Annotated in this window: 18 protein-coding genes; 10 read left to right on the top strand and 8 right to left on the bottom strand. The window is 54.4% G+C overall.

Features of this window, described 5'->3' with window-relative positions; translation table 11 throughout:
* Positions 1–104: 104 nt before the first annotated feature.
* From cirA to yieE, 3 genes are all read right to left on the bottom strand, one after another.
* Positions 105–2087 carry a catecholate siderophore receptor CirA gene (gene cirA, locus ACIPDS_RS09500; protein ID WP_400734936.1) on the bottom strand — a complete coding sequence of 661 codons (1983 nt, stop codon included), beginning with the start codon at positions 2085–2087 and terminating at the stop codon, positions 105–107.
* Between the two features lie 305 nt (positions 2088–2392).
* Positions 2393–3862: an amino acid permease gene (locus tag ACIPDS_RS09495; RefSeq protein WP_400734935.1), complete on the bottom strand. Its 1470-nt coding sequence runs from the start codon at positions 3860–3862 to the stop codon at positions 2393–2395.
* A 177-nt stretch (positions 3863–4039) separates the two neighbouring features.
* Positions 4040–4906, bottom strand: a complete 867-nt coding sequence (gene yieE, locus ACIPDS_RS09490; protein WP_400734934.1) for a DNA-binding transcriptional regulator YeiE — start codon at positions 4904–4906, stop codon at positions 4040–4042.
* Positions 4907–5024: 118 nt separating this feature from the next.
* Between yieE and ACIPDS_RS09485 the strand changes: the two genes are divergently transcribed.
* Positions 5025–6077, top strand: a complete 1053-nt coding sequence (locus ACIPDS_RS09485) for a YeiH family protein (protein WP_400734932.1) — start codon at positions 5025–5027, stop codon at positions 6075–6077.
* 66 nt (positions 6078–6143) lie between these two features.
* A complete protein-coding gene (gene nfo, locus ACIPDS_RS09480) occupies positions 6144–7001 on the top strand; it encodes a deoxyribonuclease IV (protein WP_400734930.1) in 858 nt (285 codons plus the stop codon).
* Between the two features lie 251 nt (positions 7002–7252).
* Here nfo and fruA read toward each other — a convergent pair whose 3' ends face one another.
* The 3 genes from fruA to fruB are packed head-to-tail and all read right to left on the bottom strand — an operon-like array spanning position 7253 to position 11023.
* Entirely contained in the window at positions 7253–8938 is a 1686-nt protein-coding gene (fruA, locus tag ACIPDS_RS09475; protein ID WP_400734928.1) for a PTS fructose transporter subunit IIBC, read from the bottom strand.
* A gap of 15 nt (positions 8939–8953) precedes the next feature.
* Positions 8954–9892 carry a 1-phosphofructokinase gene (gene fruK, locus ACIPDS_RS09470; protein ID WP_062772370.1) on the bottom strand — a complete coding sequence of 313 codons (939 nt, stop codon included), beginning with the start codon at positions 9890–9892 and terminating at the stop codon, positions 8954–8956.
* Entirely contained in the window at positions 9893–11023 is a 1131-nt protein-coding gene (gene fruB / locus ACIPDS_RS09465) for a fused PTS fructose transporter subunit IIA/HPr protein (RefSeq protein WP_400734926.1), read from the bottom strand.
* Positions 11024–11384: 361 nt separating this feature from the next.
* On the opposite strand from fruB, the gene setB reads away from it, so the two are divergent.
* Positions 11385–12566: a sugar efflux transporter SetB gene (gene setB, locus ACIPDS_RS09460; protein WP_400734924.1), complete on the top strand. Its 1182-nt coding sequence runs from the start codon at positions 11385–11387 to the stop codon at positions 12564–12566.
* On the opposite strand, the gene ACIPDS_RS09455 is transcribed toward setB, so the two are convergent.
* The gene (locus tag ACIPDS_RS09455) at positions 12563–12817 is read right to left on the bottom strand and encodes a YkgJ family cysteine cluster protein (RefSeq protein ID WP_400734922.1); all 255 of its coding nucleotides are present in this window, start codon (positions 12815–12817) and stop codon (positions 12563–12565) included. The genes setB and ACIPDS_RS09455 overlap by 4 nt on opposite strands.
* 155 nt (positions 12818–12972) lie before the next feature.
* Between ACIPDS_RS09455 and yeiP the strand changes: the two genes are divergently transcribed.
* Positions 12973–13545: an elongation factor P-like protein YeiP gene (gene yeiP, locus ACIPDS_RS09450; RefSeq protein WP_166516203.1), complete on the top strand. Its 573-nt coding sequence runs from the start codon at positions 12973–12975 to the stop codon at positions 13543–13545.
* Between the two features lie 302 nt (positions 13546–13847).
* Here yeiP and uxuA read toward each other — a convergent pair whose 3' ends face one another.
* On the bottom strand, positions 13848–15038 hold the full coding sequence (gene uxuA / locus ACIPDS_RS09445) for a mannonate dehydratase (RefSeq protein ID WP_166516202.1): 1191 nt from the start codon (positions 15036–15038) through the stop codon (positions 13848–13850).
* 207 nt (positions 15039–15245) lie between these two features.
* Between uxuA and ACIPDS_RS09440 the strand changes: the two genes are divergently transcribed.
* The 6 genes from ACIPDS_RS09440 to ACIPDS_RS09415 all read left to right on the top strand — a co-directional run bounded on the left by ACIPDS_RS09440 (position 15246) and on the right by ACIPDS_RS09415 (position 23133).
* Complete coding sequence (locus ACIPDS_RS09440; protein WP_400734919.1) at positions 15246–16712, top strand: mannitol dehydrogenase family protein; 1467 nt, start codon at positions 15246–15248, stop codon at positions 16710–16712.
* 116 nt (positions 16713–16828) lie between these two features.
* On the top strand, positions 16829–17806 hold the full coding sequence (locus ACIPDS_RS09435; protein WP_400734917.1) for a CobW family GTP-binding protein: 978 nt from the start codon (positions 16829–16831) through the stop codon (positions 17804–17806).
* A gap of 40 nt (positions 17807–17846) precedes the next feature.
* Positions 17847–18569 carry a phosphatase PAP2 family protein gene (locus ACIPDS_RS09430; protein ID WP_400735574.1) on the top strand — a complete coding sequence of 241 codons (723 nt, stop codon included), beginning with the start codon at positions 17847–17849 and terminating at the stop codon, positions 18567–18569.
* Between the two features lie 415 nt (positions 18570–18984).
* Positions 18985–19557 carry a bifunctional murein DD-endopeptidase/murein LD-carboxypeptidase gene (gene mepS / locus ACIPDS_RS09425; protein WP_166516199.1) on the top strand — a complete coding sequence of 191 codons (573 nt, stop codon included), beginning with the start codon at positions 18985–18987 and terminating at the stop codon, positions 19555–19557.
* A 123-nt stretch (positions 19558–19680) separates the two neighbouring features.
* A complete protein-coding gene (locus ACIPDS_RS09420) occupies positions 19681–21267 on the top strand; it encodes a cyclic di-GMP phosphodiesterase (protein ID WP_400734915.1) in 1587 nt (528 codons plus the stop codon).
* Between the two features lie 75 nt (positions 21268–21342).
* Entirely contained in the window at positions 21343–23133 is a 1791-nt protein-coding gene (locus tag ACIPDS_RS09415; protein ID WP_400735572.1) for an extracellular solute-binding protein, read from the top strand.
* Positions 23134–23142: the final 9 nt, after the last annotated feature.

Here is a 23142-nt window from a genome sequence, read left to right as displayed (position 1 = left end):
CTGCGCTTGGCCGGGCTACAAATATGCAAACATTCGTTCGCACGGTTTACCAATATGCACGAATGTAGCCCGGCCAAGCGCAGCGCCGCCGGGAGGGCTTCAGGTTAGAAGCGGTAATCCACCGCCATAAAGTAACGGCGCCCGTCTTCGTTGTAGCTGTAGTCGTCACGCTGCAGGTCTTTATCCCCCAGGTTCAACACGCCCGCGCGCAGTTTGACGTTTTTCGTTGCCTGCCAAGCGCCGCCGAGATCCCAGGTCGTGTAGCCGCCAGGCGTTTTCGAGGTGGCGCTTACCGCACGCTGCTGGCCGGTGTATCTCGCCGCCAGATAGAACGACCAATCCTGTACCGGCGTCCAGTCCAGACGACCATTACCGGTGTGGAACGGCAGTTCCTTAAGCGGTTTGTCGCCGCCATTGCTCAGGTCGCGACCATCGTTATAGGTATAGTTCAGCGACACTTTCCACTCATCGCCAAACGGCACCTTCAGTTCCGTCTCCACGCCGCGAATCCGCGCTTTGTTGACGTTGTAGTAGGCAAACACCGGCACGCGCTTGCCGCTGCTATTGGTGTCAAAACCGACAAAGTTCGAATAGCCAGGTGCCGCATTGATATCCGAGGTGCGGGTGATATTGATCATGTCATCAATATCGTTCTGGAACGTGGTGATGTTCGCCTGAACGCCATCCAGCCAGCCTTCCTCGCCCTGGTAGTACAGGCCGATTTCATAGCTCTCGCTGGTTTCAGGTTTCAAATCCGGGCTACCGACAATACGGCAACCGCCACGGCAGGAATTTGTCGCCCAGTCCGGGCTTAATTGCAGCAGCGATGGCGCTTTAAACGCGGTCGCCCAGCCGCCTTTTACGGTGATGGTATCGGTCGCGGTATAAACGAGATACGCACGCGGGCTCCAGTGATCGCCATAAGTCTGGTGATCGTCCATACGGATACCGGTGGTCAACGCCAGCGGCTCGAAAATACGCCACTCATCTTCAAGGAACAGTGCATACTGGCTGGCTGAAGTTTCGGTGCTCGTCCCGCGCGTCAGGTTGACCGGATCGCTTAACTTATCGTGACGCCATTCGCCGCCAAAGGTCACCAGTTGGTTAATCGCCCCCAACGGCAGCACATATTTCCCGTCAATGGTGTTGCTTTCGGTGGTGATTTCGCTGCTGTTACCCGGGTTTTTGTTGGCTACTTTTTCGCCATAATATTTCAGCTCGCTGGTGCCCACATCCCAGCGACCATTATGACTTAACGAGTAGTTCTGGCGCTCAATGCGGTTTTGGTCCAGCGAGTCAGAATCCCTGTCCCGGCGGTCGAAGCCGTAACCGGCGGTGATATCGTTATTTTCATTCGGCGTCCACGCGAATTCCACGTTAGCATCGCGGCTGGTAAAACCTTCGATACGCGGCGTTTCGCCGGTCGTGGTGGTGCTGGAGTGCTGCTGATCGTCTTTCTCACGTTTAGACAGGCTACCGAAGGCTTTCATCCCTAACAGGCCATCCACCAGCGGGCCGGAGGTGTAGAACTGACCGTTCCACGTATCGCCACGGTCACGGTGTTCCTGAATAGTGGTGTCCGCAGTGACGCTACCCGTCCATTTGGTGCCAATTTTTTTGGTAATGATGTTCACCACGCCGCCCAGCGCGTCGGAACCGTACAGTGAGGACATTGGGCCGCGCACCACTTCGATACGCTCAATGGCGTCTACCGGGATCCAGTTCAGGTCGAAGTCGTTGTGACGGAAGACGGCGTTGCGGGAGTTCACGCGTTTACCGTCGATGAGAATCAGGGTATAGCTGCTATCAAGGCCGCGAATACTCACCCCCTGACGGTTATCCCCTTCGTTGGTGAGCTGCACGCCCGGCACTTCTTTCAACACATCCTTGAGATTCTGTACCGGTTTACGTTTGAGATCGTCTTCGGTAATGACGCTGATACTGGCCGGCGCGTCTTTCACGCTTTGCTCGGTGGCAGCCGCCGTCACAACCATCACTTCATTATCATCCGCAGCGCTAACAGGCAGTGCCAGGGACATTACGGACGCGCACAGTCCGCCCCGAACCAAGGGGTTTAACCTAAACATTTCCAATCTCCATGAGGTGAATACTAAATCAAAACAAAGGGGTCTTACTCACAGGTGCTACTTTAAGCCGCTGACCGGCGGCCTGTTTTTTGCAGATGTGGCTAGTCCCCTCAGCCTGTTATCCAGTCAGGAGAGGAAGTGGCTTCATCCATTTGTATGGGACAAGATGATAAACGTAATGATAACAATTATCAATTAAGGTTATTTAAAGTTATGTCAAGACGTAAAGAGTTGCGTCTGACATTGCGAAGTGGCAAAAAAAAACCTCTCCGAAGAGAGGTTTCTGTTGCGAGGCGCAGAAGCGATTATTGCTTAAAGCGCCCTGGGAAGTGCATTTCGCTATAGCGAACGAAGTGCGTGCCGCGGGCAAACTTGTAACCAAACCAGATAATCAGGAATAGCGGGATACCAATATAGGTCGCCGCTACACCGCCCCAGTCGATGGTATCTGACAGGAACGCTTCATAGTTCTGGCCTAGGGTGATAATCAGGCACAGCACGAAGGCGAAAATTGGCCCCAGCGGGAAGAACCCGGAACGGTACGGCAGATCGTTAATGTCATTGCCCTGCATCACGTAACCGCGACGGAAACGATAATGGCTAATCGCAATCCCCAACCAGGCAATAAAGCCGGTCATGCCTGAGGTATTGAGCAGCCACAGGTAAACCGTCTGGTTGCCAAACATTGAGGTCAGGAAGCACAGACCCGCGATCACCGTCGTAGCATACAGTGCATTACGCGGTACGCCGCCGCGAGACAGCTTAGCGAAAATACGCGGCGCTTTTCCGTCACACGCCAGGGTGTAGAGCATACGGGTAGAAGCGTACATCCCGGAGTTACCCGCCGACAGCACGGCCGTCAGAATAACCGCATTCATCACCGCTGCCGCAGACAGCAGACCCGCATGCTGGAAGACCAGGGTGAACGGACTGACGGAAATATCTTTCACGTCGTTACGCAGCAGGCTTGGATCGGTATACGGGATAATCAGGCTGATAATCAGGATCGCGAACACATAGAACAGCAGGATACGCCAGAACACCTGGCGCACCGCGCGCGGAATGTTCTTCTCGGGATCTTCAGATTCACCCGCCGCGATACCGATAAGTTCAGTCCCCTGGAAGGAGAATCCGACAATCATCGCCACGCCAATCATCGCGGAAAAACCGCCCGCAAACGGCGCATCACCGGTAGTCCAGTTGCTCCAGCCAACCGGCTGCGCCCCTTTGAAGATACCGAGGATCATCATTACGCCAACGATGATAAAGATGATGACGGTGGTCACTTTAATCAGCGAGAACCAGTATTCCGCCTCACCGAAGCCTTTAACCGAGATGTAGTTCAGCAGGAAAATCACGCACAGGAACAGCGCGCTCCAGATCCAGCCCGGCGTGTCCGGGAACCACCAGCTCATCACCAGCTGTGCGGCGACAAGGTCAACGGCGATAGTGACCGCCCAGTTGTACCAGTAGTTCCAGCCCAGTGCGAAACCAAAACCTTCTTCAACGTAGTTCTGGCCGTAGGTGGAGAACGAACCGGAAACCGGCATATATGCCGCCAGTTCGCCAAGACTGGTCATCAGGAAGTACACCATCAGGCCAATCAGAATATAGGAAAACAGCGCGCCGCCAGGACCCGCCGCAGAAATGGTTGCACCAGATGCAACAAAGAGACCTGTACCGATGGAGCCACCGATGGCGATCATCGTCAGGTGACGCGCCTTGAGTTCGCGACGTAACGCGGGCGCTTGTGTGGTTTTTGATTCGGAACCCATGTGAAAATGCTATCCATCCAAAAAATGAGGCGCGATTGTAGCAGACGATACGCGCATCTGACGGCAGAAATGCGCAGTTATAAGAGAGCTTCATGATTGGCCCTGGATTATTAGTAAAGTACAAATCCAGCATTCGCACAATTTCAGGCGGCAATCGGTCGATAAACGCGCAATTTGTTAGCGTTCGCAGTACTGGAGAAAGCGCCGAAGCGCGTTAGAGAGGTGCTTCTGCCGATGATGGATCCGCCACAGGGTGCGGCTTAGCGTCGGCAAGGGAATACTCACTTCCACCAACGACCCGGCCTCGAGCTGTTCGGCAATAACCCGACGGGATAAACAGCTGATACCCAAGTCGTGACGCACCGCATGTTTAATCGCTTCCGAGTTCCCAAGCTCCATGCCCATCTGGAATTGCGGCAGATGGGAAAGCAAAAGGTAGTCGACGATTTCGCGTGTTCCCGACCCTTTCTCACGCAGGATCCACGGCGCTTGCGCCAGCATTTCCAGCGTGGCCTCACCGGTAATCCAGGTGCTATTGGGCGCACTGAACACCACCAGCTCATCGTCAAGCCACGGCTCTGCGATGATGTCCGCCGAATGGCACGGCCCTTCAATCAGCCCGATATCCACGCGGAAATCTGCCACCGCGTTTATCACATCCTGGCTGTTACCGACGCTCATCTCCAGCGGTAGCGTGGGAAAGTCTTTACGATAACGCGCAATCACTTCCGGCAGAATATAGTTGCCGATGGTGCTACTGGCGTAAACGCGGATAGCCCCGTTATCTTCACGGAACAGTTGTTCTATCTCTCCCGCCTGCTCCAGCAACGCCAGCGCACGCGGGTACAACAAGCGCCCATGCTCGTTCACCACCAGCCGTTTGCCCACCCGGTCAAACATCTGCACGCCGAGTTGACCTTCCAGATCGGTCAACGCCGCACTGACCGCCGATTGTGACAGCGCCAGCATCTGCGAGGCCTGCGTGGTGGAGCCGCTTTTGAGTACCTCAGCAAAAACTTCTAACTGCCGCAGCGTGATATGCATATCTCTTCAGCCCGTCAGAGCCGCCCTTACCAGTTATTACGATTAATTATAAATATATAATCAATTTTATCTTTAAGCCAGTCAGGCGTAACCTTTTAGCCAGACAAAGGAGAAGGTTATGACACAAGTCACCTTACAGACGCATCATCATCGTAGTATCAAACACTTTATTCCTGGGCTCGCGCTCACCGCGGTAATTACCGGCGCGGCGGTATGGGCAGGCAGCGTACCGGCGATTGCCGGTGCGGGGATGAGCGCGCTGACGCTGGCTATTTTGTTCGGGATGGTCATCGGTAACACGGTGTATCCGAGATTGTGGAAGTCCTGCGACGGCGGGGTGGTTTTTGCCAAGCAGCATTTATTAAGACTGGGGATCATCCTCTACGGCTTTCGTCTGACCTTTGCCCAGATTGCTGACGTTGGCGTCAGCGGCATCGTCATTGACGTTCTGACGCTGACCAGTACGTTCTTCATCGCCTGTTGGCTGGGGCAGAAAGTGTTCGGGCTGGATAAACACACCAGCTGGCTGATTGGTGCCGGGAGCAGCATTTGTGGGGCGGCGGCGATACTGGCGACGGAACCCGTCGTGAAAGCCGAGGCCAGTAAGGTCACGGTAGCGGTGGCAACGGTGGTCATTTTCGGTACGCTGGCGATTTTCCTCTACCCTGCCATGTACCCGCTGCTGGCGCACTGGTTTAGCCCGGAAACCTACGGCATTTATATCGGCTCAACCATGCACGAAGTGGCGCAGGTGGTCGCAGCTGGTCATGCGATTACGCCAGAGGCTGAAAACGCGGCGGTGATTGCCAAAATGCTGCGCGTCATGATGCTGGCACCGTTCCTGCTGTTTATGGCGGCACGCGTTAAACAGCTGGCCCCGGCGAACAGCGATCAGAAAAGCAAAATCACCATTCCATGGTTTGCGATTCTGTTTATCGTGGTGGCTATCTTTAACTCGTTCCACCTGTTGCCACAAAGCGTGGTACAGATGTTGATTACGCTCGATACTATCCTGCTGGCGATGGCAATGGCGGCGCTCGGGGTTACCACCCATATCAGCGCGCTGAAGAAAGCGGGTGCCAAACCGCTGCTGATGGCGCTGGTGCTGTTCATCTGGCTGATTGTCGGCGGTGCCGCCATTAACGTGGGTATCCACTCCTTGATGGCATAAAGGAACACGACTCAGCAACACCAACCCGCTATACTCTCCCTTTTTGAGTATGGCGGGTTTAACTATATGAAATACATTGGAGCGCACGTAAGCGCCGCCGGCGGTCTGGCTAACGCCGCTATTCGAGCCGCAGAAATCGAAGCGACCGCATTCGCCCTGTTCACCAAAAACCAGCGCCAGTGGCGCGCGGCACCGCTAACCACTGAAATCATCGACGATTTCAAAGCCGCTTGTGAAAAGTATCACTACACTCCGGCACAAATTCTCCCCCATGACAGCTACCTGATTAACTTAGGCCACCCGGTGCAAGAGGCGCTGGAAAAATCGCGCGAGGCCTTTCTTGACGAGCTGATGCGGTGTCAGCAACTCGGGCTGACGTTGCTGAACTTCCACCCGGGCAGTCACCTGTTACAGATTGAAGAAGACAAGTGCCTGGCGCGCATTGCCGAGTCTATCAACATCGCCCTGGCGCAAACCGAAGGCGTGACGGCAGTGATTGAGAATACCGCCGGACAAGGCAGCAACCTGGGCTTTAAGTTTGAGCATCTGGCCGCGATTATCGACGGCGTAGAGGATAAATCCCGCGTTGGCGTGTGTATCGACACCTGCCATGCCTTTGCCGCGGGTTATGACCTGCGCACTACCGAAGCTTGCGCCGAGACGTTTGCTGAATTTGAGCGCATCGTGGGCTTTAAATATTTACGCGGTATGCACCTGAACGACGCCAAAAGCGCGTTCGGCAGTCGCGTTGACCGTCACCACAGTCTGGGAGAAGGCAATATTGGTCATGACGCCTTCCGCTGGATTATGCAGGACAATCGTTTTGACGGTATCCCGCTGGTATTAGAAACCGTTAACCCGGATATCTGGGCGGAAGAGATTGCGTGGCTGAAGGCGCAGCAGACGGAGTCTGCTGCGGCATAATTGCCCGGTGGCGGCTACGCCTTACCGTGGCTACATAATCACGTATTGGGTGTAGGCCGGATAAGGCGAAGCCGCCATCCGGCAATTTGCCGCGATTGTGCCTGATGGCGGCTTCGCCTTATCAGGCCTACAGATCGCAGGCATTCACATCTGTAGCCCGGGCGAGGCGTTTACGCCGACTCCGGGGGCATTCCGACAACAAACATAAAAAAAGGGCCGAATCATCGGCCCTTTTTTGTTAGCTGCAAAGCTTATGCTTTCGCAACCACTTCAGCTTCTGGACGTTTCAGCACAGCGTATGCCAGACCTGCAACCAGCGTACCGGCCACAATCGCCACCAGGTAACCCAGTACCGGCGTAATCGCCCCTGGGATCAGCAGGACGAACAGACCACCGTGCGGTGCCATCAGTTTCGCGCCAACCGCCATTGAGATAGCCCCGGTCACTGCGCCGCCAACGATGCAGCATGGCAGGACACGCATTGGATCACGCGCCGCAAATGGAATCGCCCCTTCAGAGATAAAGCACAGACCCAGAACCAGCGCCGCTTTACCGCCCTCACGTTGACCTTTATCGAACTTGTTACGCGCAACCAGCGTGGCAATACCCATCGCCAGCGGTGGCACCATACCCGCCGCCATAATCGCCGCCATCGGCGCATAGGTTTGGGTACTCAGCAGACCCACGCCAAAGGCGTATGCCGCTTTGTTTACCGGGCCACCCATATCGGTACACATCATCGCACCAAGAATTGCACCCAGCAGTACCGCATTGGCGGTGCCCATGGTTTGCAGCCAGTGAGTCAGCCAGTTCAGCAGTGCAGCAACCGGCGTACCGATGAGGTAAATCATCGCCAGACCGACAATCAGGCTGGAAACCAGCGGAATAATCAGGATCGGCTTGAGCGCTTCCATGCTTGGCGGCAGCTTCAGCTTGGTGCTGATAAGTTTCGCCACGTAGCCGGCAAGGAAGCCTGCGATGATACCGCCGATAAAGCCGGAACCGCCGCTTACGGCCAACATACCGCCAATCAGACCCGGTGTCAGACCCGGGCGGTCAGCAATGGAGAAGGCAATGAAGCCCGCCAGTACAGGAACCATCAGGGCAAAGGCTGAACCGCCGCCAATCTGCATCAGCGCCGCTGCCAGCGTGCCTTTGACTTCAAAGGCTTTAATGCCGAATGCGAAGGAAAGCGCGATACACAGACCGCCCGCTACCACCATCGGCAGCATGTAAGACACGCCGGTCAGCAGGTGACGATACGCCCCGCCGCCGCTCTCTTTCTTCGCGCTGTCGGCCGGTGATTTCTGACCAACGGGTTGATACGGCTTCGCCTCAACCATCGCTTTATCCAGTTCCTGCGCGGTTTTCTTCAGCGCCAGACCGGTTGTCGTGCGGTACATCGGCTTCCCGGCGAATTTCGCCAGATCCACTTCAATATCCGCCGCCACAATCACCAGATCCGCCTCCGCCACTTCTTCTGGCGTAATGGCGTTACCGGCACCCACGGAGCCACGGGTTTCAACTTTCACCCACAGACCGCGTTTTTTGGCTTCAGTTTCAATCGCTTCTGCCGCCATAAAGGTATGCGCAACGCCGGTCGGACAGGCGGTGACCGCAACAATGCGTTTCACCGCGCCGGTTGCCGTTGGCTCAGCCTGTGCAGGCGCTTCATACGGTAAAGCGTGTGATTTTGCTTCGCTCAGGAACAGTTCAGGGTGCGCAACCGCACGGTTGATGTCGCCGAGGTAAACCTGTTTGCCCACCAGCGCAGTATCAACTGGCAGGGTGGATCCCAACACAATCGCCAGATCGGCGTCATTTGGGTTATCAATCAACTCCAGGCGCGCTTTCTGCGCGGCTGTTCCCAGCAGGGTCTTCGCCATATAAGCGCGAGCCTGTCCGAGTTTGGCATCGATAATCAGCAGCGTTTTCATACGCCTCTCCCGCTGTTAGTTAAAAGGTTTCAGGTCGACACGCGCCATCATCGCGGCCAACTGGGTACGGTCGGTAATGCCGACGTTGCTCTGGCTGACTGCCAGCGCCGCGACTGCCGTTGCCAGACGAAGCGTGTGCTCGCTGGATTCACGCATCAGCAGACCATAAATCAGGCCGCCGACCATCGAATCCCCAGCACCCACCGTGCTGACGACTTCCATTGAAGGCGGCTTAGCAATCCACTCGCCGGAAGCATTCACCCACAGCGCGCCTTCAGCGCCGAGTGAAATAACCACGTGGGCAATACCTTGCTCACGCAGCGCGTGGGCAGCATCAATCACGTCTTTCATTTCTGGCAGCTTACGGCCTGCCCAGATTTCCAGCTCGCGACGGTTAGGTTTCACTAACCATGGCGCGGCTTTAAGACCCGCCACCAGCGCTTCGCGGCTGCTGTCGAAAATAATGCATGGGCACTGGCTGCGCAGACGAGTCATCCAGTCGGTGAACGCCTCAGGGCTCACGCCCGCGGGCAGACTGCCGCTCACGCACACCATGTCGAACTGACCTAACCAGCTCAGAGAATCGTTAACAAAACGCTCCCAGTCCGCTGGCGTCACTTCAAAGCCGGAGAAGTTGAAATCGGTGACTTCGCCGTCTTTCTCGGTCAGCTTAACGTTAATACGGGTACGGCCCTGCACCACCTGGAAACGGTTGGCGATGCCAAGCTCGCTGAACAGTTGCTGAAAGCCGTCCTGGTTGTCTTTGCCAAGGAAGCCGCCAACGGTGACGTCGATACCTAAATCTTTCAGCACTTTTGCCACGTTGATGCCTTTACCGGCTGCATGCAGACCGGTGGTGCGCACGAGGTTAACTTCCCCGCGTTCAACTTCTGGCGTAAACCCTACCAAATCATAGGCCGGGTTTAAGGTAATTGTGGCTACTCTTCTGCTCATTTATGCGCCCTCCCCAAGGCCTGAAGCAATTGCTTCGCCAATGGCGTCAAGCGCCTGACGAGCATCATCACCCTGGGCGGTAAAGCGCAGACGATGACCTTTTTTAACTCCCAGCGCGACCACCTTCATCAGGCTACGCCCGTTAGCGGGCTTACCGCTGCCATCAAGGTTGGTGACGGTAATGTCGCTGGTAAACTGTTTAATGGTATTGACGAGCATGGTGCCCGGACGCGCGTGCAGACCGTGCTCGTTACGGATAACGAACTCTTCGCTCAGCACATCTTCAGCGGCAGCGTCATCGCTGGTCAGAAGCGCCAGCAGCGTGGCGGCATCAGCTTTCAGCAAGCGTTCAGCTTTATTGTCCAGCAGCAGATTGACCAGGCGGTTCAGCACGACTGTCGGCTGTGCATCAGCCATCGCAACGGTAATCAGCACGGCGGCTGACGCGTCACCGACGGTGAATGGCGTTGCCGCGCGGCTCACCGCAATAGCGCTACGCAGGTTGCCTTCAGCGCTGTCGCTAAGCCAGATACCCTGCCCCAGATTCAGCGGCTGTTCGTTAATGACGTGGGCCACAAAATGGGCGTCTACCGCAGCGGCTTCTTTTAAGCGTGCGGCGTTCAGCGCCTGGAGCGTCACCAGATCGCTTGCGGTCACGTCAAGCGACAGCATGTCGTTATCAAGCTTCAGCGCTTCGCTTTGTTTTTCACCCATCAATAAGGCGCGCAGCTCTTCTGCCGTGGTGGCCGTTTTCAGCTGTTCAGCCACCGCATCGTCGCTCAGCACATGCGTCAGCTGACGCAGCAGGCCGAGGTGTTCGTCGGAGCTTGCGGCAATGCCAATGGCGACGTAGGCAGTCTGCCCTTCACCCCAGGTGACGCCCTGCGGGAACTGGTACACCTGAACGCCGGTTTTCAATACCTGATCGCGGGTATCGGTGGTGCCGTGTGGAATGGCAATGCCATTGCCGAGGAAAGTGGAGGTTTGTTGCTCACGCGCCAGCATGCCGGCAACGTAACCATCCGCCACGTTGCCTGCGCTGACGAGCGCTGCTGCAACCTGCCGAATAGCCTCTTCTTTATTCGCGGCCTGCTGGCCGGGATGAATATCCTGAACAGTTAACTGGAACATGGTTCCCCTCGCTCTTCGAATTGAATCGATTCAGCTTTCGTGAGATAAAAACGCCGTACTTAGCGGTTCTGAAGCTGAAGTCGACGCTGAAACGTTTCAATAATACTGTGCCTTTCTTAATCAGCCTGCAAGTTATGCAGGCGATTTGATCGCAAAAATCAGATCTACAGCACATTTCATTAGCATTATCGCCACATCTGCTGAAGCTCAACAGGGAGGATGGAAGTGGCGTCAGCAAGATGTAAGCTAATTTTTGAAATGGTTTTTTATTTTTCAGTACCTAATTTGATTTAGGTTACTGTTCATTTTCTGAGTCGCGGCGTAAACTCCCGGCCTCTCCTAAAATGACCGATAAAACAACATGCAAAACAGTACCGCTGCCGCCCCTCGGCGCTCGTTTGATTTCACGTCGTCATCGTTTCTGATTGTCGCGTTTTTGACCGGTATCGCAGGCGCATTACAGACGCCAACGCTGAGTTTATTCCTCAGTAATGAAGTCCACGTTCGTCCGGCGATGGTAGGGTTCTTCTTTACCGGCAGCGCGATTATCGGCATTTTCGTCAGCCAGTTTCTGGCCGGATATTCTGATAAGCGCGGCGATCGTAAAAATCTGATCGTCGGCTGTTGTCTGCTGGGCGTACTGGCCTGCGTGCTGTTCGCCTGGAATCGTAACTACTTTGTGTTGCTGTTTATCGGCGTTTTTCTCAGCAGCTTTGGCTCAACCGCCAACCCCCAAATGTTCGCCCTCGCCCGTGAGCACGCCGACAAAACGGGCCGCGAAGCGGTGATGTTCAGCTCCATTATGCGCGCGCAGGTCTCCCTGGCGTGGGTCATTGGCCCGCCGCTAGCTTATGCCCTCGCGATGGGGTTTAGCTTCACGGTGATGTACCTGTCGGCGGCGGTGGCGTTTGTGGTGTGTGGCGCGATGGTCTGGTTTTTCCTGCCGACCATGCGTAAAGAGAAAATATCGGCCAACGGTATCATTCAGGCGCCGCGCTCTAACCGGAAAGATACCCTGCTGCTGTTTATTATTTGCACCTTGATGTGGGGAACTAACAGCCTCTATATCATCAATATGCCGCTGTATATCATCAACGAATTGCACCTGCCGGAAAAGCTGGCTGGGGTAATGATGGGCACCGCTGCCGGTCTTGAAATTCCTACCATGCTGATTGCGGGCTATTTTGCTAAGCGCCTCGGTAAACGCTTCCTGATGCGTATTGCGGCGGTCTCAGGTCTTATCTTCTATATAGGCATGCTGACCTTCAATAGCCCGGCGCTGCTGCTGGCGATGCAACTGCTGAACGCCATCTATATCGGAATTCTGGGCGGGATTGGGATGCTTTATTTCCAGGATCTGATGCCGGGGCAAGCCGGTTCAGCCACCACGCTGTATGCCAATACTTCCCGCGTCGGCTGGATTATCGCCGGTTCGCTGGCGGGCGTGGTCGCCGAAATCTGGAACTACCACACGGTATTCTGGATTGCGCTGGTGCTATGCGTCAGCACGATTGCCTGTCTGGCCCGTATTAAAGACGTTTAGGGCGCCGTCAACGCTTCCAGATTTAATAACCAGGTCAGCGCCTCGCTTCGGGTTGCGCCGCACATATCCGCCGCCGGTTGCAGCCCGGCGCATACCTTCGGACGCAAAGGCGACGCAAAAATTTTACAACGCTTTTGCTCATCTAGTTGAACACACGGCGTGTTGGCAGGTTTGCCGTGCGGCATACCCGGAATGGGGCTGGATATAGAAGGTGCAGTGCAGCAAGCGCCGCAGTCAGGACGACATTCCATCGCGGGCTCTGGGTGTGAGGGTTGAGTCAGTTGTGGCGCACAGTACCACCTTTTGGTCAGAGATAGCAAAAGCCTTTAATTCCCCTTGCCTGAAACGCCCGGCGCGAGTACTTTTACGCGATATTTTTGACACCCTTTTTCACAGGATAATTGCAATGCCAAGAGCGAACGAAATCAAAAAAGGTATGGTGCTGAATTACAACGGCAAACTGCTGATTGTAAAAAACATTGATATTCAGTCACCGAGCGCCCGCGGCGCGGCAACGCTGTACAAAATGCGCTTTTCCGACGTCAGCACCGGTCTGAAAGTGGAAGAACGCTTTAAGGGCGACGACATGGTTGATACCGTGACCTTAAACCGCCGCTTCGTTGACTTCTCCTATATTGATGGCAACGAATACGTATTCATGGATAAAGAGGACTATACCCCGTATATCTTCACTCATGACCAGATTGCTGATGAGCTGCAATTCATCCCGGAAGGCGGCATGCCGGATATGCAGGTTCTGCTGTGGGATGGTCAGGTTCTGGCGCTGGAACTGCCGCAGACGGTGGATCTGGAAATCACTGAAACCGCACCGGGTATCAAAGGGGCTTCTGCAAGCTCACGCACCAAACCTGCGACCCTGACCACCGGTCTGGTCGTTCAGGTGCCTGAATACCTGACCACCGGCGAGAAAATTCGCGTTCATATCGAAGAAAAACGCTATATGTGCCGCGCGGACTAACGACGCCCTCCGGAGTCGATGCTGACGCATCTCGTCCGGACTACTGGTGGGTGTAGGCCGGATAAGGCGAAGCCGCCATCCGGCAATGTGCGCCGCTATGCCTGATGGCGGCTTCGCCTTATCAGGCCTACGATATCGCGCACTAGTAGCCCGGCCGAGCGAATGCGATGCCGGGATAAACCACCGCTCGTAACCCATAAAAAAGGACAGCCGTTTGGCTGTCCTTTTTTGTTGCTGCCAGAGACGCCCTCACGGCGCACCTCGAGGCCCAAGGCTACGCGCGCGTGAGGAGCAATGCTCGATTACAGCAGATCGCGGAACTTAGTCATTTTCAGCGCTAATTCAACGCCGCGCACTTCCGCCAGACCTTTCAGGCGACCAATCGCCGAATAACCCGGGTTGGTTTTCTTCTTCAGGTCGTCCAGCATCTGATGACCGTGGTCAGGACGCATTGGAATAGGACGCAGATCGCCCGCCTTCTTACGACGTTGCTCTTCGGTCAGAATCGCGTCAACCACCGCAACCATGTTCACGTCACCCTGTAAGTGCGCGCCTTCATGGAAGGTTTTCGGGTTTTCTTCACGGCAGGTAGAGCGCAGGTGCGTGAAGTGGATACGATCGCCGAAGGTCTCGATCATTTTCACCAGATCGTTGTCCGCGCGTACGCCGTAAGAACCGGTGCACATTGTGAAACCGTTATTAATACTGTCGACGGTCTCTTTCAGCCACTGCATATCTTCGATGGTTGAGATAATGCGCGGCAGACCCAGGATTGGACGCGGTGGATCGTCCGGGTGAACGGCCAGTCGCACGCCTACTTCTTCCGCAACCGGTACAATCGCACGCAGGAAAACGGCCATGTTTTCACGCAGTTGATCTTTGCTGATGTGATCGTATTCCGCCAGACGCGCACGGAACTGGTCAAGGGTATAGCCCTCTTCCGCGCCCGGCAGGCCAGCAATGATGTTACGAGTCAGCTTGGTGACTTCCGCTTCGGTCATCGCCTGGAAGTATTCCTGCGCCTGACGCTGCTCTTCAGCGGTGTAATCCGCCTGCGCGCCTTCGCGTTTCAGGATGTGCAGTTCAAATGCAGCAAAAGCAATCTGATCAAAACGCAATGCTTTAGAACCGTCTGCCAGCGTGTACTCAAGGTCGGTACGCGTCCAGTCGAGGATCGGCATGAAGTTGTAGCACACGGTATCAATGCCGCATTCAGCGAGGTTGCGAATGCTCTGCTGATAGTTGGCAATCCAGGTTTTGTACTCACCGGAGCCGGTTTTGATATCTTCATGAACCGGAATACTTTCAACAACAGACCAGGTCAGCCCTTTTTCAGCCAGCACAGCCTGACGCTGTTTAATTTCGTCGACCGGCCATACCTGACCGTTAGGAATGTGGTGCAAAGCCGTTACAACACCCGTTGCGCCAGCTTGACGCACATCATCAAGAGATACCGGATCGTTCGGGCCATACCAACGCCAGGTTTGTTCCATTGCCTCACCTCAAATAAAGTTGTTATACCAATAAAATCGTCTTTAATGACGACTACCATACAGGCTTATTTGTAACGGTCAAACAATCCGCCTGTATTGATTGATCCAGCTCACATTAACGCGATAAATACGGCACACCAATTTAATTTGTTGTCATATAACTTTACACTGCCGACGTTAATTAATGGTTAATCGGATGTGTAGATAATGAAGACAATAGCCTCCAGCGCCCTCCCCGCAAACGTACAGTTCCCTCAATATGCCAGGCAACAACTGCGTTCGCGCATTGTACACTTCGGTTTTGGTGCTTTTCACCGTGCACATCAGGCATTGTTGACCAACCGGGTACTCAATGCGCAAGGTGGCGACTGGGGCATTTGTGAAATCAGCCTGTTCAGCGGTGATGTGCTGATGAGTCAACTGCGCCAACAGGACCATCTGTTTACCGTGATGGAAAAAAGCGCGGCGGGCAACCAACCGATTATCGTGGGGGCGGTGAAGGAATGTCTGAACGCGAAGCTGGATTCATTGGCTGCTATTATAGAAAAATTCTGCGAGCCGCAGGTGGCGATCGTATCGCTAACCATCACGGAAAAAGGCTATTGCATTGATCCGGCCACGGGGCATCTGGATTTGACTCAGCCGCGTATCATCCACGATTTAGCCTCACCTACAGAACCTCATTCTGCGCCCGGCATCCTCGTGGAGGCGCTGCATCGTCGCCGCGAACGCGGCCTGTCCGCATTTACTGTTCTTTCCTGCGACAACATCCCCGACAACGGTCACGTGGTGAAAAACGCGGTGCTGGATATGGCTAAGCAGCGCGACCCACAACTGGCAAGCTGGATTGCTGAATATGTCAGCTTCCCCGGCACCATGGTTGACCGTATAGTTCCCGCCGCTACCGAAGACTCACTGGCGGAAATCACCCGCGAGCTGGGCGTGGAAGATCCGTGCGCGATTAGCTGCGAACCGTTTATTCAGTGGGTAATCGAAGACAATTTCGTCGCCGGTCGTCCCGATTGGGGCAGCGTAGGTGCGCAGATGGTCAATGATGTGCTCCCGTGGGAAGAAATGAAGCTACGCATGCTCAACGGCAGCCATTCGTTCCTTGCGTATCTGGGCTATCTGGCGGGCTATACGCACATTAGCGACTGCATGCAGGATGCCTCATTTCGCCGCGCCGCGCGCCATCTGATGATGGCGGAACAGGCGCCGACGCTACGCATCACCGATGTCGATCTCAATGCCTATGCTGACAGTCTGATTGAGCGTTTTAGTAACCCGGCATTACAGCATCGCACCTGGCAAATCGCCATGGACGGCAGCCAAAAGCTCCCGCAGCGACTGCTAGACGGTATCCGTATTCATCTGAAAGCAGGCACTCCCTGGCCGCTGCTGGCGCTGGGCGTGGCTGCCTGGATGCGCTATGTCAGCGGCACGGATGATGCCGGAAACGCCATTGATATCCGCGATCCGCTGGCAGAAAAAATTCACGCTCTGGTGATAAACAGTCACGACGACAGCCGCGTTGAAGCACTGCTGACCTTGCAGGAAGTTTTCGGTCGCGACCTGCCCGCTAACCCGCAGTTTGTGCAGGCTATTAAAGACGCATGGCAGACGCTGGTTACGCAAGGTGCCCGTCAGGCGCTGCTGAACGCGCTTAACGGCTAAGCCAATTTCCCCTCGGTGAGTCAACGCCGTTTGGCTCACCGTAAACCTTCGCTTTGCGTCACGTTTTCGCCAGGATAAAGTTGTCACGTATACACTCTTTATGCTCTGGAGTTTTCGTGACTAAAACCAATCTGATCACCGGCTTTCTCGGCAGCGGGAAAACAACCTCAATTCTCCACCTGCTCGCGCATAAACCTGCCGACGAAAAATGGGCCGTGCTGGTAAATGAATTTGGCGAAGTCGGCATCGACGGCGCGCTGTTGGCCGATAGCGGTGCTTTGCTTAAGGAGATTCCCGGCGGCTGTATGTGCTGCGTCAACGGGCTGCCGATGCAGGTGGGATTAAACACTCTGTTACGCCAGGGCAAACCTGACCGTCTGCTGATTGAGCCAACCGGCCTAGGCCACCCGAAACAAATCCTCGACCTGTTAACCGCGCCGGTTTATGAACCGTGGATAGATCTACGCGCCACGCTGTGCGTGATCGATCCGCGCCAGCTGCTTGAAGATAAAATCGTCAATAATGAAAACTTCCGCGACCAGCTTGCCGCGGCCGATATTATCGTCAGCAATAAATCCGACCGCGCCACGCCGGAAAGCCAGCAGGCAATGGATGACTGGTGGCAGCAAAATGGCGCTGAACGCCTGCACGTTTATGCCACGCAGGGTAATATTGATATCGCGCTGCTTGATATGCCGCGCCTTAACCTCACCGAACTTGCGGCAAGCGCCGCGCACAGCCATTCCCATCCCTCGAATAAAGGGCTGGGGGCGCTCAGTTTGCCGGAGCATCAGCGCTGGCGTCGCAGCGTTAACCAGGGTCAGGGCTATCATGCCTGCGGCTGGATTTTTGATGCCGATACCCAGTTTGATACCATCGGTTTGCTGGAGTGGGCGCGCCTGGCCCCGGTCACGCGTTTGAAAGCCGTAATGCGCATCCCTGAAGGGCTCGTTCGCATCAACCGCCAGGGTGCCGATTTGCATATTGAAACCCAGAACGTCGCGCCGCCCGATAGCCGTGTGGAGTTGATAAACGATACGGAAACGGACTGGAATAACCTCCAATCGGCACTGTTGAAACTTCGTTTAGGGTAAAACCGCTAATGTTCCAGCGAGACTCCTTGCTGTGAAGATGATGATGCGTACACGCTTTCCTTTGATTATTGCCCTTAACGCCGCCGGAGTGGCGCTATTTATGTCGTGGTTTATCCCCGTAAATCACGGCATCTGGTCGGTGGTGGATACCACCATCTTCCGCTTCTTTAACCACGGGATTAGCGCAGGCAACCTAACCTACGCCGGTTTTTTAGCCGTCATCAACAACCGCGCTTTTGACGGCTGCGCGCTGCTGGCGATGGGCTGCCTGATGCTGAGCTTCTGGCTTAAGGCGGACACCGCCGGTCGACGTCGCATCGTCGGTATCGGACTGGTCATGCTGCTGTCGGCGGTGCTCGTCAACCAGCTGGCACAGCATCTTATCCCGGTGACACGCAGCAGCCCGTCACTGTCTGTTCCGGGCGCCCATCGGGTGAGTGACGTTATCTCGTTTAAGACCAAAGATGGTTCACGGGATAGCTTCCCGGGCGATCACGGTATGATGCTGCTGATATTCGCCGCCTTCATGTGGCGCTATTTTGGCCAGAAAGCCTTCGCTATCGCGCTGGCTATTTTCGTGATTTTTGCCTTTCCGCGGGTCATGATCGGCGCACACTGGTTTACCGATATCTCCGTCGGTTCTCTGACCTCCGTACTTATCGGCGTACCATGGATTCTATTGACGCCGTTAAGCGATAAAATCGTCGCCCTATTTGAACGAAATTTACCCTCTTTAAGGGTACTGAAAGCCCCCAAAAAATAAGCGTTCGTTCTGCGACATCATTCAGAGGGTTATTGCCCTCTGAATGTTTTTTATATCTATCTCAATTATTGTCATTTTTTCGTCATGATATTCACGTGAAATATGAATGAGTTGCTTGTTTTTTGCACAGCCAACAGCGTAATTTTGGCCATTCTCATTTTTAAACTTTGCGTATCACTATTTCTTATAAAAAATCAGCCAAAACCGCTCGCAATGCCGCTTTCGTTAAGGTACTCTCGTTTGCGTTTGTCGTTTCAAAGAGCAATTATTCTGTTATCTAATAAAAATTTGTGCGCTACACCACAAATCTGAATTCAAAGAATTGTCTCATTGATTGCGTGTATTTAGTCTCAAACGCGTTTGGCATTTTTTATAACGACGCCGTCGTTAAGGACTTCAAGGGAAAACAACTAACATGGTCAAATCTCAGCCGATTTTGAGATATATTTTGCGAGCGATTCCAGCAGTAGCAGTCGCGGTTCTGCTTTCTGCATGTAGTACCACCAGTAATACCGCTAAGAACATGCATTCTGAGACGCATGGTGTGGGTAGCGAAGACACTTCTTCACTGCAAGCCTCTCAGGATGAATTTGAAACCATGGTGCGTAACCTCGACGTGAAATCCCGTCTGATGGATCAATACGCAGGATGGAAAGGTGTCCGTTACCGTCTGGGCGGCGACACCAAGCGTGGCATTGATTGTTCTAGTTTTGTACAGCGTACCTTCCGTGAACAATTTGGTTTAGAACTTCCACGTTCAACCTCAGAACAGCGTGAGTCAGGCAAATCAGTTTCACGCAGCCAGCTTCGTACCGGCGATTTAGTGTTGTTCCGCGCAGGCTCTACCGGGCGTCACGTTGGAATTTACATCGGCAACAACCAGTTTGTTCATGCTTCCACCAGCAGTGGTGTGACGATCTCTAGTATGAATGAGCCGTACTGGAAAAAACGTTACAACGAAGCTCGCCGCGTCCTGAGTCGTTCGTAATGCCGCTTACCGTCGGTTTCCCTTGGCTGACGGCAAGCATAAAAAAAGCACTGCTCAGGCAGTGCTTTTTTTATGCTTCATCAGTATTCTTTTCTTTATAGTTCCGTAGCATAGAGAAGTAGTATGTTTACTCGTGAAAGACTGGCAAACCGCCGCACTATCTTCATCAGTATTGCCGCAGGCTTACTGATTGCGCTTATTGCAGGGGTCTTGCAGTTTTCCATCTTTCACCACCGCCGCGCCGTTCAATACGACAACACCATTTCCGGCCTGCAAAGCTATCTCGATAACTACTTCCGTCAGATTCTGGTGACGATGGAGTCATTGCAACCCCTGACGCTCGATCGCTGCGAAGATGTCTCCTCTGAATTAACCGCTCGTGCCGCCTTTAGCATGAACGTTCGGGCCTTTTTGTTAGTCAATGACCATACGGCATTCTGTTCCTCAGCCACCGGGCCAATGGACCTGCCGCTCAAAGATTTAGTGCCCGATCTTGATCTGAGCAAAAACCATGTGATGGGCATTTTAGCCGGCACGCCGATGATGCCCGCCACCCCCGCCTTTGTGCTGTGGGTGAAAAGCCCGCTGCTGGAAAATCGCGGGGTGTTCGCCTCGATTAACGCCAATTTGATGCCCTGGGTATACTCATCCAGGCAGACGCCTTATAACGGCGTCGCGCTGGTGGTCAACGGTAAAACCGCCATCTCGACCTTTAGCTCTAAACCTCAGCCCCTCTCCGCCATTACCGACACGGCGGTAAGACATGTGAAGATAAAAGGCGTACCGCTGGAGGTTTATCTCTATAGCAGCGCAACGGCGACAGATAACCTGCTGTTTTCTATCCTGCTCGGGCTCGCCTGCGGGACGATTGGCGGCCTATTATGCTTCTATATACGGACAATTCATTCCCGGCCCGGCAAAGAGATCCTCTCGGCCATCAAGCAGCAGCAGTTTTATGTCGTGTATCAGCCGGTCGTCGATGCAAAGAATCAGCAAATTGGCGGGGTGGAAGCGCTGATGCGCTGGTCGCACCCGTCGGCGGGAAATATACCCCCGGACGCGTTTATTAGCTTTGCCGAAGCACAGAATTTGATTGTCCCGCTGACCCGGCATTTATTCGAGTTAATTGCCCGTGATTCACAGACGCTAAAAGAGATACTGCCGCCGGGAGCGAAACTTGGCGTCAATATTGCGCCAGGCCACCTGGTTGCGGAAAGTTTCCAACAGGATATCCGCCAATTTGCCGCCAGCCTGCCAGACAACTACTTCCAGCTGGTGCTCGAAATTACCGAGCGCGACATGCTCAATCAGGAAAAGGCGATGAGCCTGTTTACCTGGTTGCGCGGTGAAAACATTGAGATCGCCATTGACGACTTTGGCACCGGCCACAGCGCGCTTATCTATCTTGAGCGCTTTACGCTCGACTATCTGAAAATCGACCGTGGTTTCGTGAATGCGATCGGCCGGGAAACGATCACGTCACCGGTGCTGGATGCCGTGTTAACCCTCACCCAGCGTCTGAATCTGGTGACGGTGGCTGAAGGTGTGGAAACGCAGGAGCAGGCAAGCTGGCTTAGCGAACACGGCGTCGACTATCTCCAGGGCTATCTGATAAGCCGCCCACTGACGCTTGAGGAATTGATAGCCGAACATCGTAAGCCGGCAAAGTATTTCACAAGTGAAGGAAGGTCATTTACTATTCCTGAGTAAAAGTCGAGCCCAATCAATATGTTTAAGCGGGGTAGCCGAGTCGTGAGCATAGCGCATATCTGTATTACCCTGCTGATGGTGTTCAGCTTGCCCCTTCAGGCCCAGACAATAAAAGAGAGCGATGCGTTTGCCGTCATTGGTGAACCGAAATACGCCATCGATTTTGATCACTTCGATTACGTCAATCCTGCGGCCCCCAAAGGCGGTGACGTCACGCTTGCGGCGCTAGGCACCTTCGACAACTTTAACCGCTATGCCCTACGCGGTAACGCCGCTGTGCGTACTGACTCGCTATATGACGGTCTATTTACCACTTCCGACGATGAGCCCGGAAGCTACTACCCACAGGTCGCCGAACACGCTCGTTACGCGGATGACTATTCATGGGTTGAGCTGACGCTCAATCCACGCGCCCGCTTTCATGACGGCAGCCCAATTACCGCCCGCGATGTCGCTTTTACCTTTGATAAGTTTATGACCGAGGGCGTGCCACAGTTTCGCCTGATTTATAAAGGCACCACGGTCAGCGCTATCGCCCCACTGACTGTGCGTATTGTGCTGGCAAAGCCCGGTAAAGAGGATATGTTGGGCCTGTTTACCCTGCCTATCTTGCCGGAAAAGTTCTGGAAGGATCATAAGCTCAGCGAGCCGTTGAGCACGCCGCCCCTTGCCAGCGGCCCTTATCGCATCAGCGGCTGGAAAATGGGTCAGTACATCGTTTACTCCCGCGTGAAGGATTACTGGGGAGCAGATTTGCCCATTAACCGTGGGCGCTGGAACTTTGATACGCTGCGCTACGATTATTATCTTGATGATAACGTCGCGTTTGAAGCCTTTAAAGCTGGCGCCTACGATGTGCGTACAGAAAGTAGCGCTAAAAACTGGGCCACGCGCTATATCGGCAAAAACTTCACCAGCGGTTTTATCACTAAAGATGAGCAGAAGAATAGTGCCGCGCAGGATACCCGCTGGCTGGCCTTTAATATTCAGCGTCCAGTCTTTGCCGACCGCCGGGTGCGGGAAGCCGTTGGCATGGCGTTTGATTTTGAATGGATGAACAAGGCGCTGTTTTACAACGCTTATAGCCGGGCTAACAGCTATTTTCAAAATACCGAGTATGCCGCACGCGGTTACCCCGATGCTGACGAACTGACGCTGCTGGGGCCGCTTAAAAGCGAACTACCGCCGGAGGTCTTCACCTCCATTTATCAACCGCCTACCTCGCATGGCGATGGCTATGACCGAGAGAACCTGCTGAAAGCCGGTAATATACTGACCCAAGCGGGCTGGGTGTTGAAAGGCCAGCAGCGCGTGAACGAAAAGACCGGTCAGCCGCTGCGCTTTGAACTGCTGCTTCCCTCCGGCGGTAATGACCAATGGGTGATGCCGTTCCAGCATAATCTTCGTCGGCTGGGAATTACCATGGACGTGCGCCAGGTGGATATCTCCCAGGTCACCAACCGCATGCGTAAGCGTGATTACGATATGATGCCCCGCCTTTGGCGCGCCATGCCGTGGCCAAGCTCAGATTTGCAGATCTCCTGGTCATCGGAATACATCAACTCGACCTATAACTCTCCCGGCGTTGCCAGTCCTGCCATCGACAGCTTGATAAAGCAGATAATTCGCGAGCAGGGCAATCAGCAAAAGCTAATCCCGCTGGGACGCGCGCTGGATAGGGTTCTCACCTGGAACTATTACATGCTGCCGATGTGGTTTATGTCCGGTAGCCGAATCGCCTATTGGGACAAGTTTTCCTACCCTAACGTACACCCGCTCTACAGCTCCGGCACCGATGCGCCCGGCTTTGACACCTGGTGGTATGACGTTAATAAAGCGGCAAAACTGCCCGCAGCCCGACGCTAAGGAGAGAGC

The sequence above is a fragment of the Kluyvera sp. NPDC087067 genome (genome assembly GCF_044745165.1).
Classification (GTDB): domain Bacteria; phylum Pseudomonadota; class Gammaproteobacteria; order Enterobacterales; family Enterobacteriaceae; genus Kluyvera.
Note: the sequence above shows the minus strand (reverse complement) of the source record. Positions and strands in the feature narration are given on the sequence as shown.

What these genes read in the sequence shown, in the direction of transcription:
- mepS (WP_166516199.1), top strand. Translation starts at nt 18,985, where the DNA reads ATGGTCAAATCTCAGCCGATTTTGAGATATATTTTGCGAGCGATTCCA.
- uxuA (WP_166516202.1), bottom strand. Translation starts at nt 15,038, where the DNA reads ATGGAACAAACCTGGCGTTGGTATGGCCCGAACGATCCGGTATCTCTT.
- setB (WP_400734924.1), top strand. Translation starts at nt 11,385, where the DNA reads ATGCAAAACAGTACCGCTGCCGCCCCTCGGCGCTCGTTTGATTTCACG.
- ACIPDS_RS09455 (WP_400734922.1), bottom strand. Translation starts at nt 12,817, where the DNA reads ATGGAATGTCGTCCTGACTGCGGCGCTTGCTGCACTGCACCTTCTATA.
- fruK (WP_062772370.1), bottom strand. Translation starts at nt 9,892, where the DNA reads ATGAGCAGAAGAGTAGCCACAATTACCTTAAACCCGGCCTATGATTTG.
- yeiP (WP_166516203.1), top strand. Translation starts at nt 12,973, where the DNA reads ATGCCAAGAGCGAACGAAATCAAAAAAGGTATGGTGCTGAATTACAAC.
- fruA (WP_400734928.1), bottom strand. Translation starts at nt 8,938, where the DNA reads ATGAAAACGCTGCTGATTATCGATGCCAAACTCGGACAGGCTCGCGCT.
- fruB (WP_400734926.1), bottom strand. Translation starts at nt 11,023, where the DNA reads ATGTTCCAGTTAACTGTTCAGGATATTCATCCCGGCCAGCAGGCCGCG.
- ACIPDS_RS09430 (WP_400735574.1), top strand. Translation starts at nt 17,847, where the DNA reads ATGATGCGTACACGCTTTCCTTTGATTATTGCCCTTAACGCCGCCGGA.
- ACIPDS_RS09415 (WP_400735572.1), top strand. Translation starts at nt 21,343, where the DNA reads ATGGTGTTCAGCTTGCCCCTTCAGGCCCAGACAATAAAAGAGAGCGAT.
- ACIPDS_RS09485 (WP_400734932.1), top strand. Translation starts at nt 5,025, where the DNA reads ATGACACAAGTCACCTTACAGACGCATCATCATCGTAGTATCAAACAC.
- ACIPDS_RS09420 (WP_400734915.1), top strand. Translation starts at nt 19,681, where the DNA reads ATGTTTACTCGTGAAAGACTGGCAAACCGCCGCACTATCTTCATCAGT.
- nfo (WP_400734930.1), top strand. Translation starts at nt 6,144, where the DNA reads ATGAAATACATTGGAGCGCACGTAAGCGCCGCCGGCGGTCTGGCTAAC.
- yieE (WP_400734934.1), bottom strand. Translation starts at nt 4,906, where the DNA reads ATGCATATCACGCTGCGGCAGTTAGAAGTTTTTGCTGAGGTACTCAAA.
- cirA (WP_400734936.1), bottom strand. Translation starts at nt 2,087, where the DNA reads ATGTTTAGGTTAAACCCCTTGGTTCGGGGCGGACTGTGCGCGTCCGTA.
- ACIPDS_RS09440 (WP_400734919.1), top strand. Translation starts at nt 15,246, where the DNA reads ATGAAGACAATAGCCTCCAGCGCCCTCCCCGCAAACGTACAGTTCCCT.
- ACIPDS_RS09495 (WP_400734935.1), bottom strand. Translation starts at nt 3,862, where the DNA reads ATGGGTTCCGAATCAAAAACCACACAAGCGCCCGCGTTACGTCGCGAA.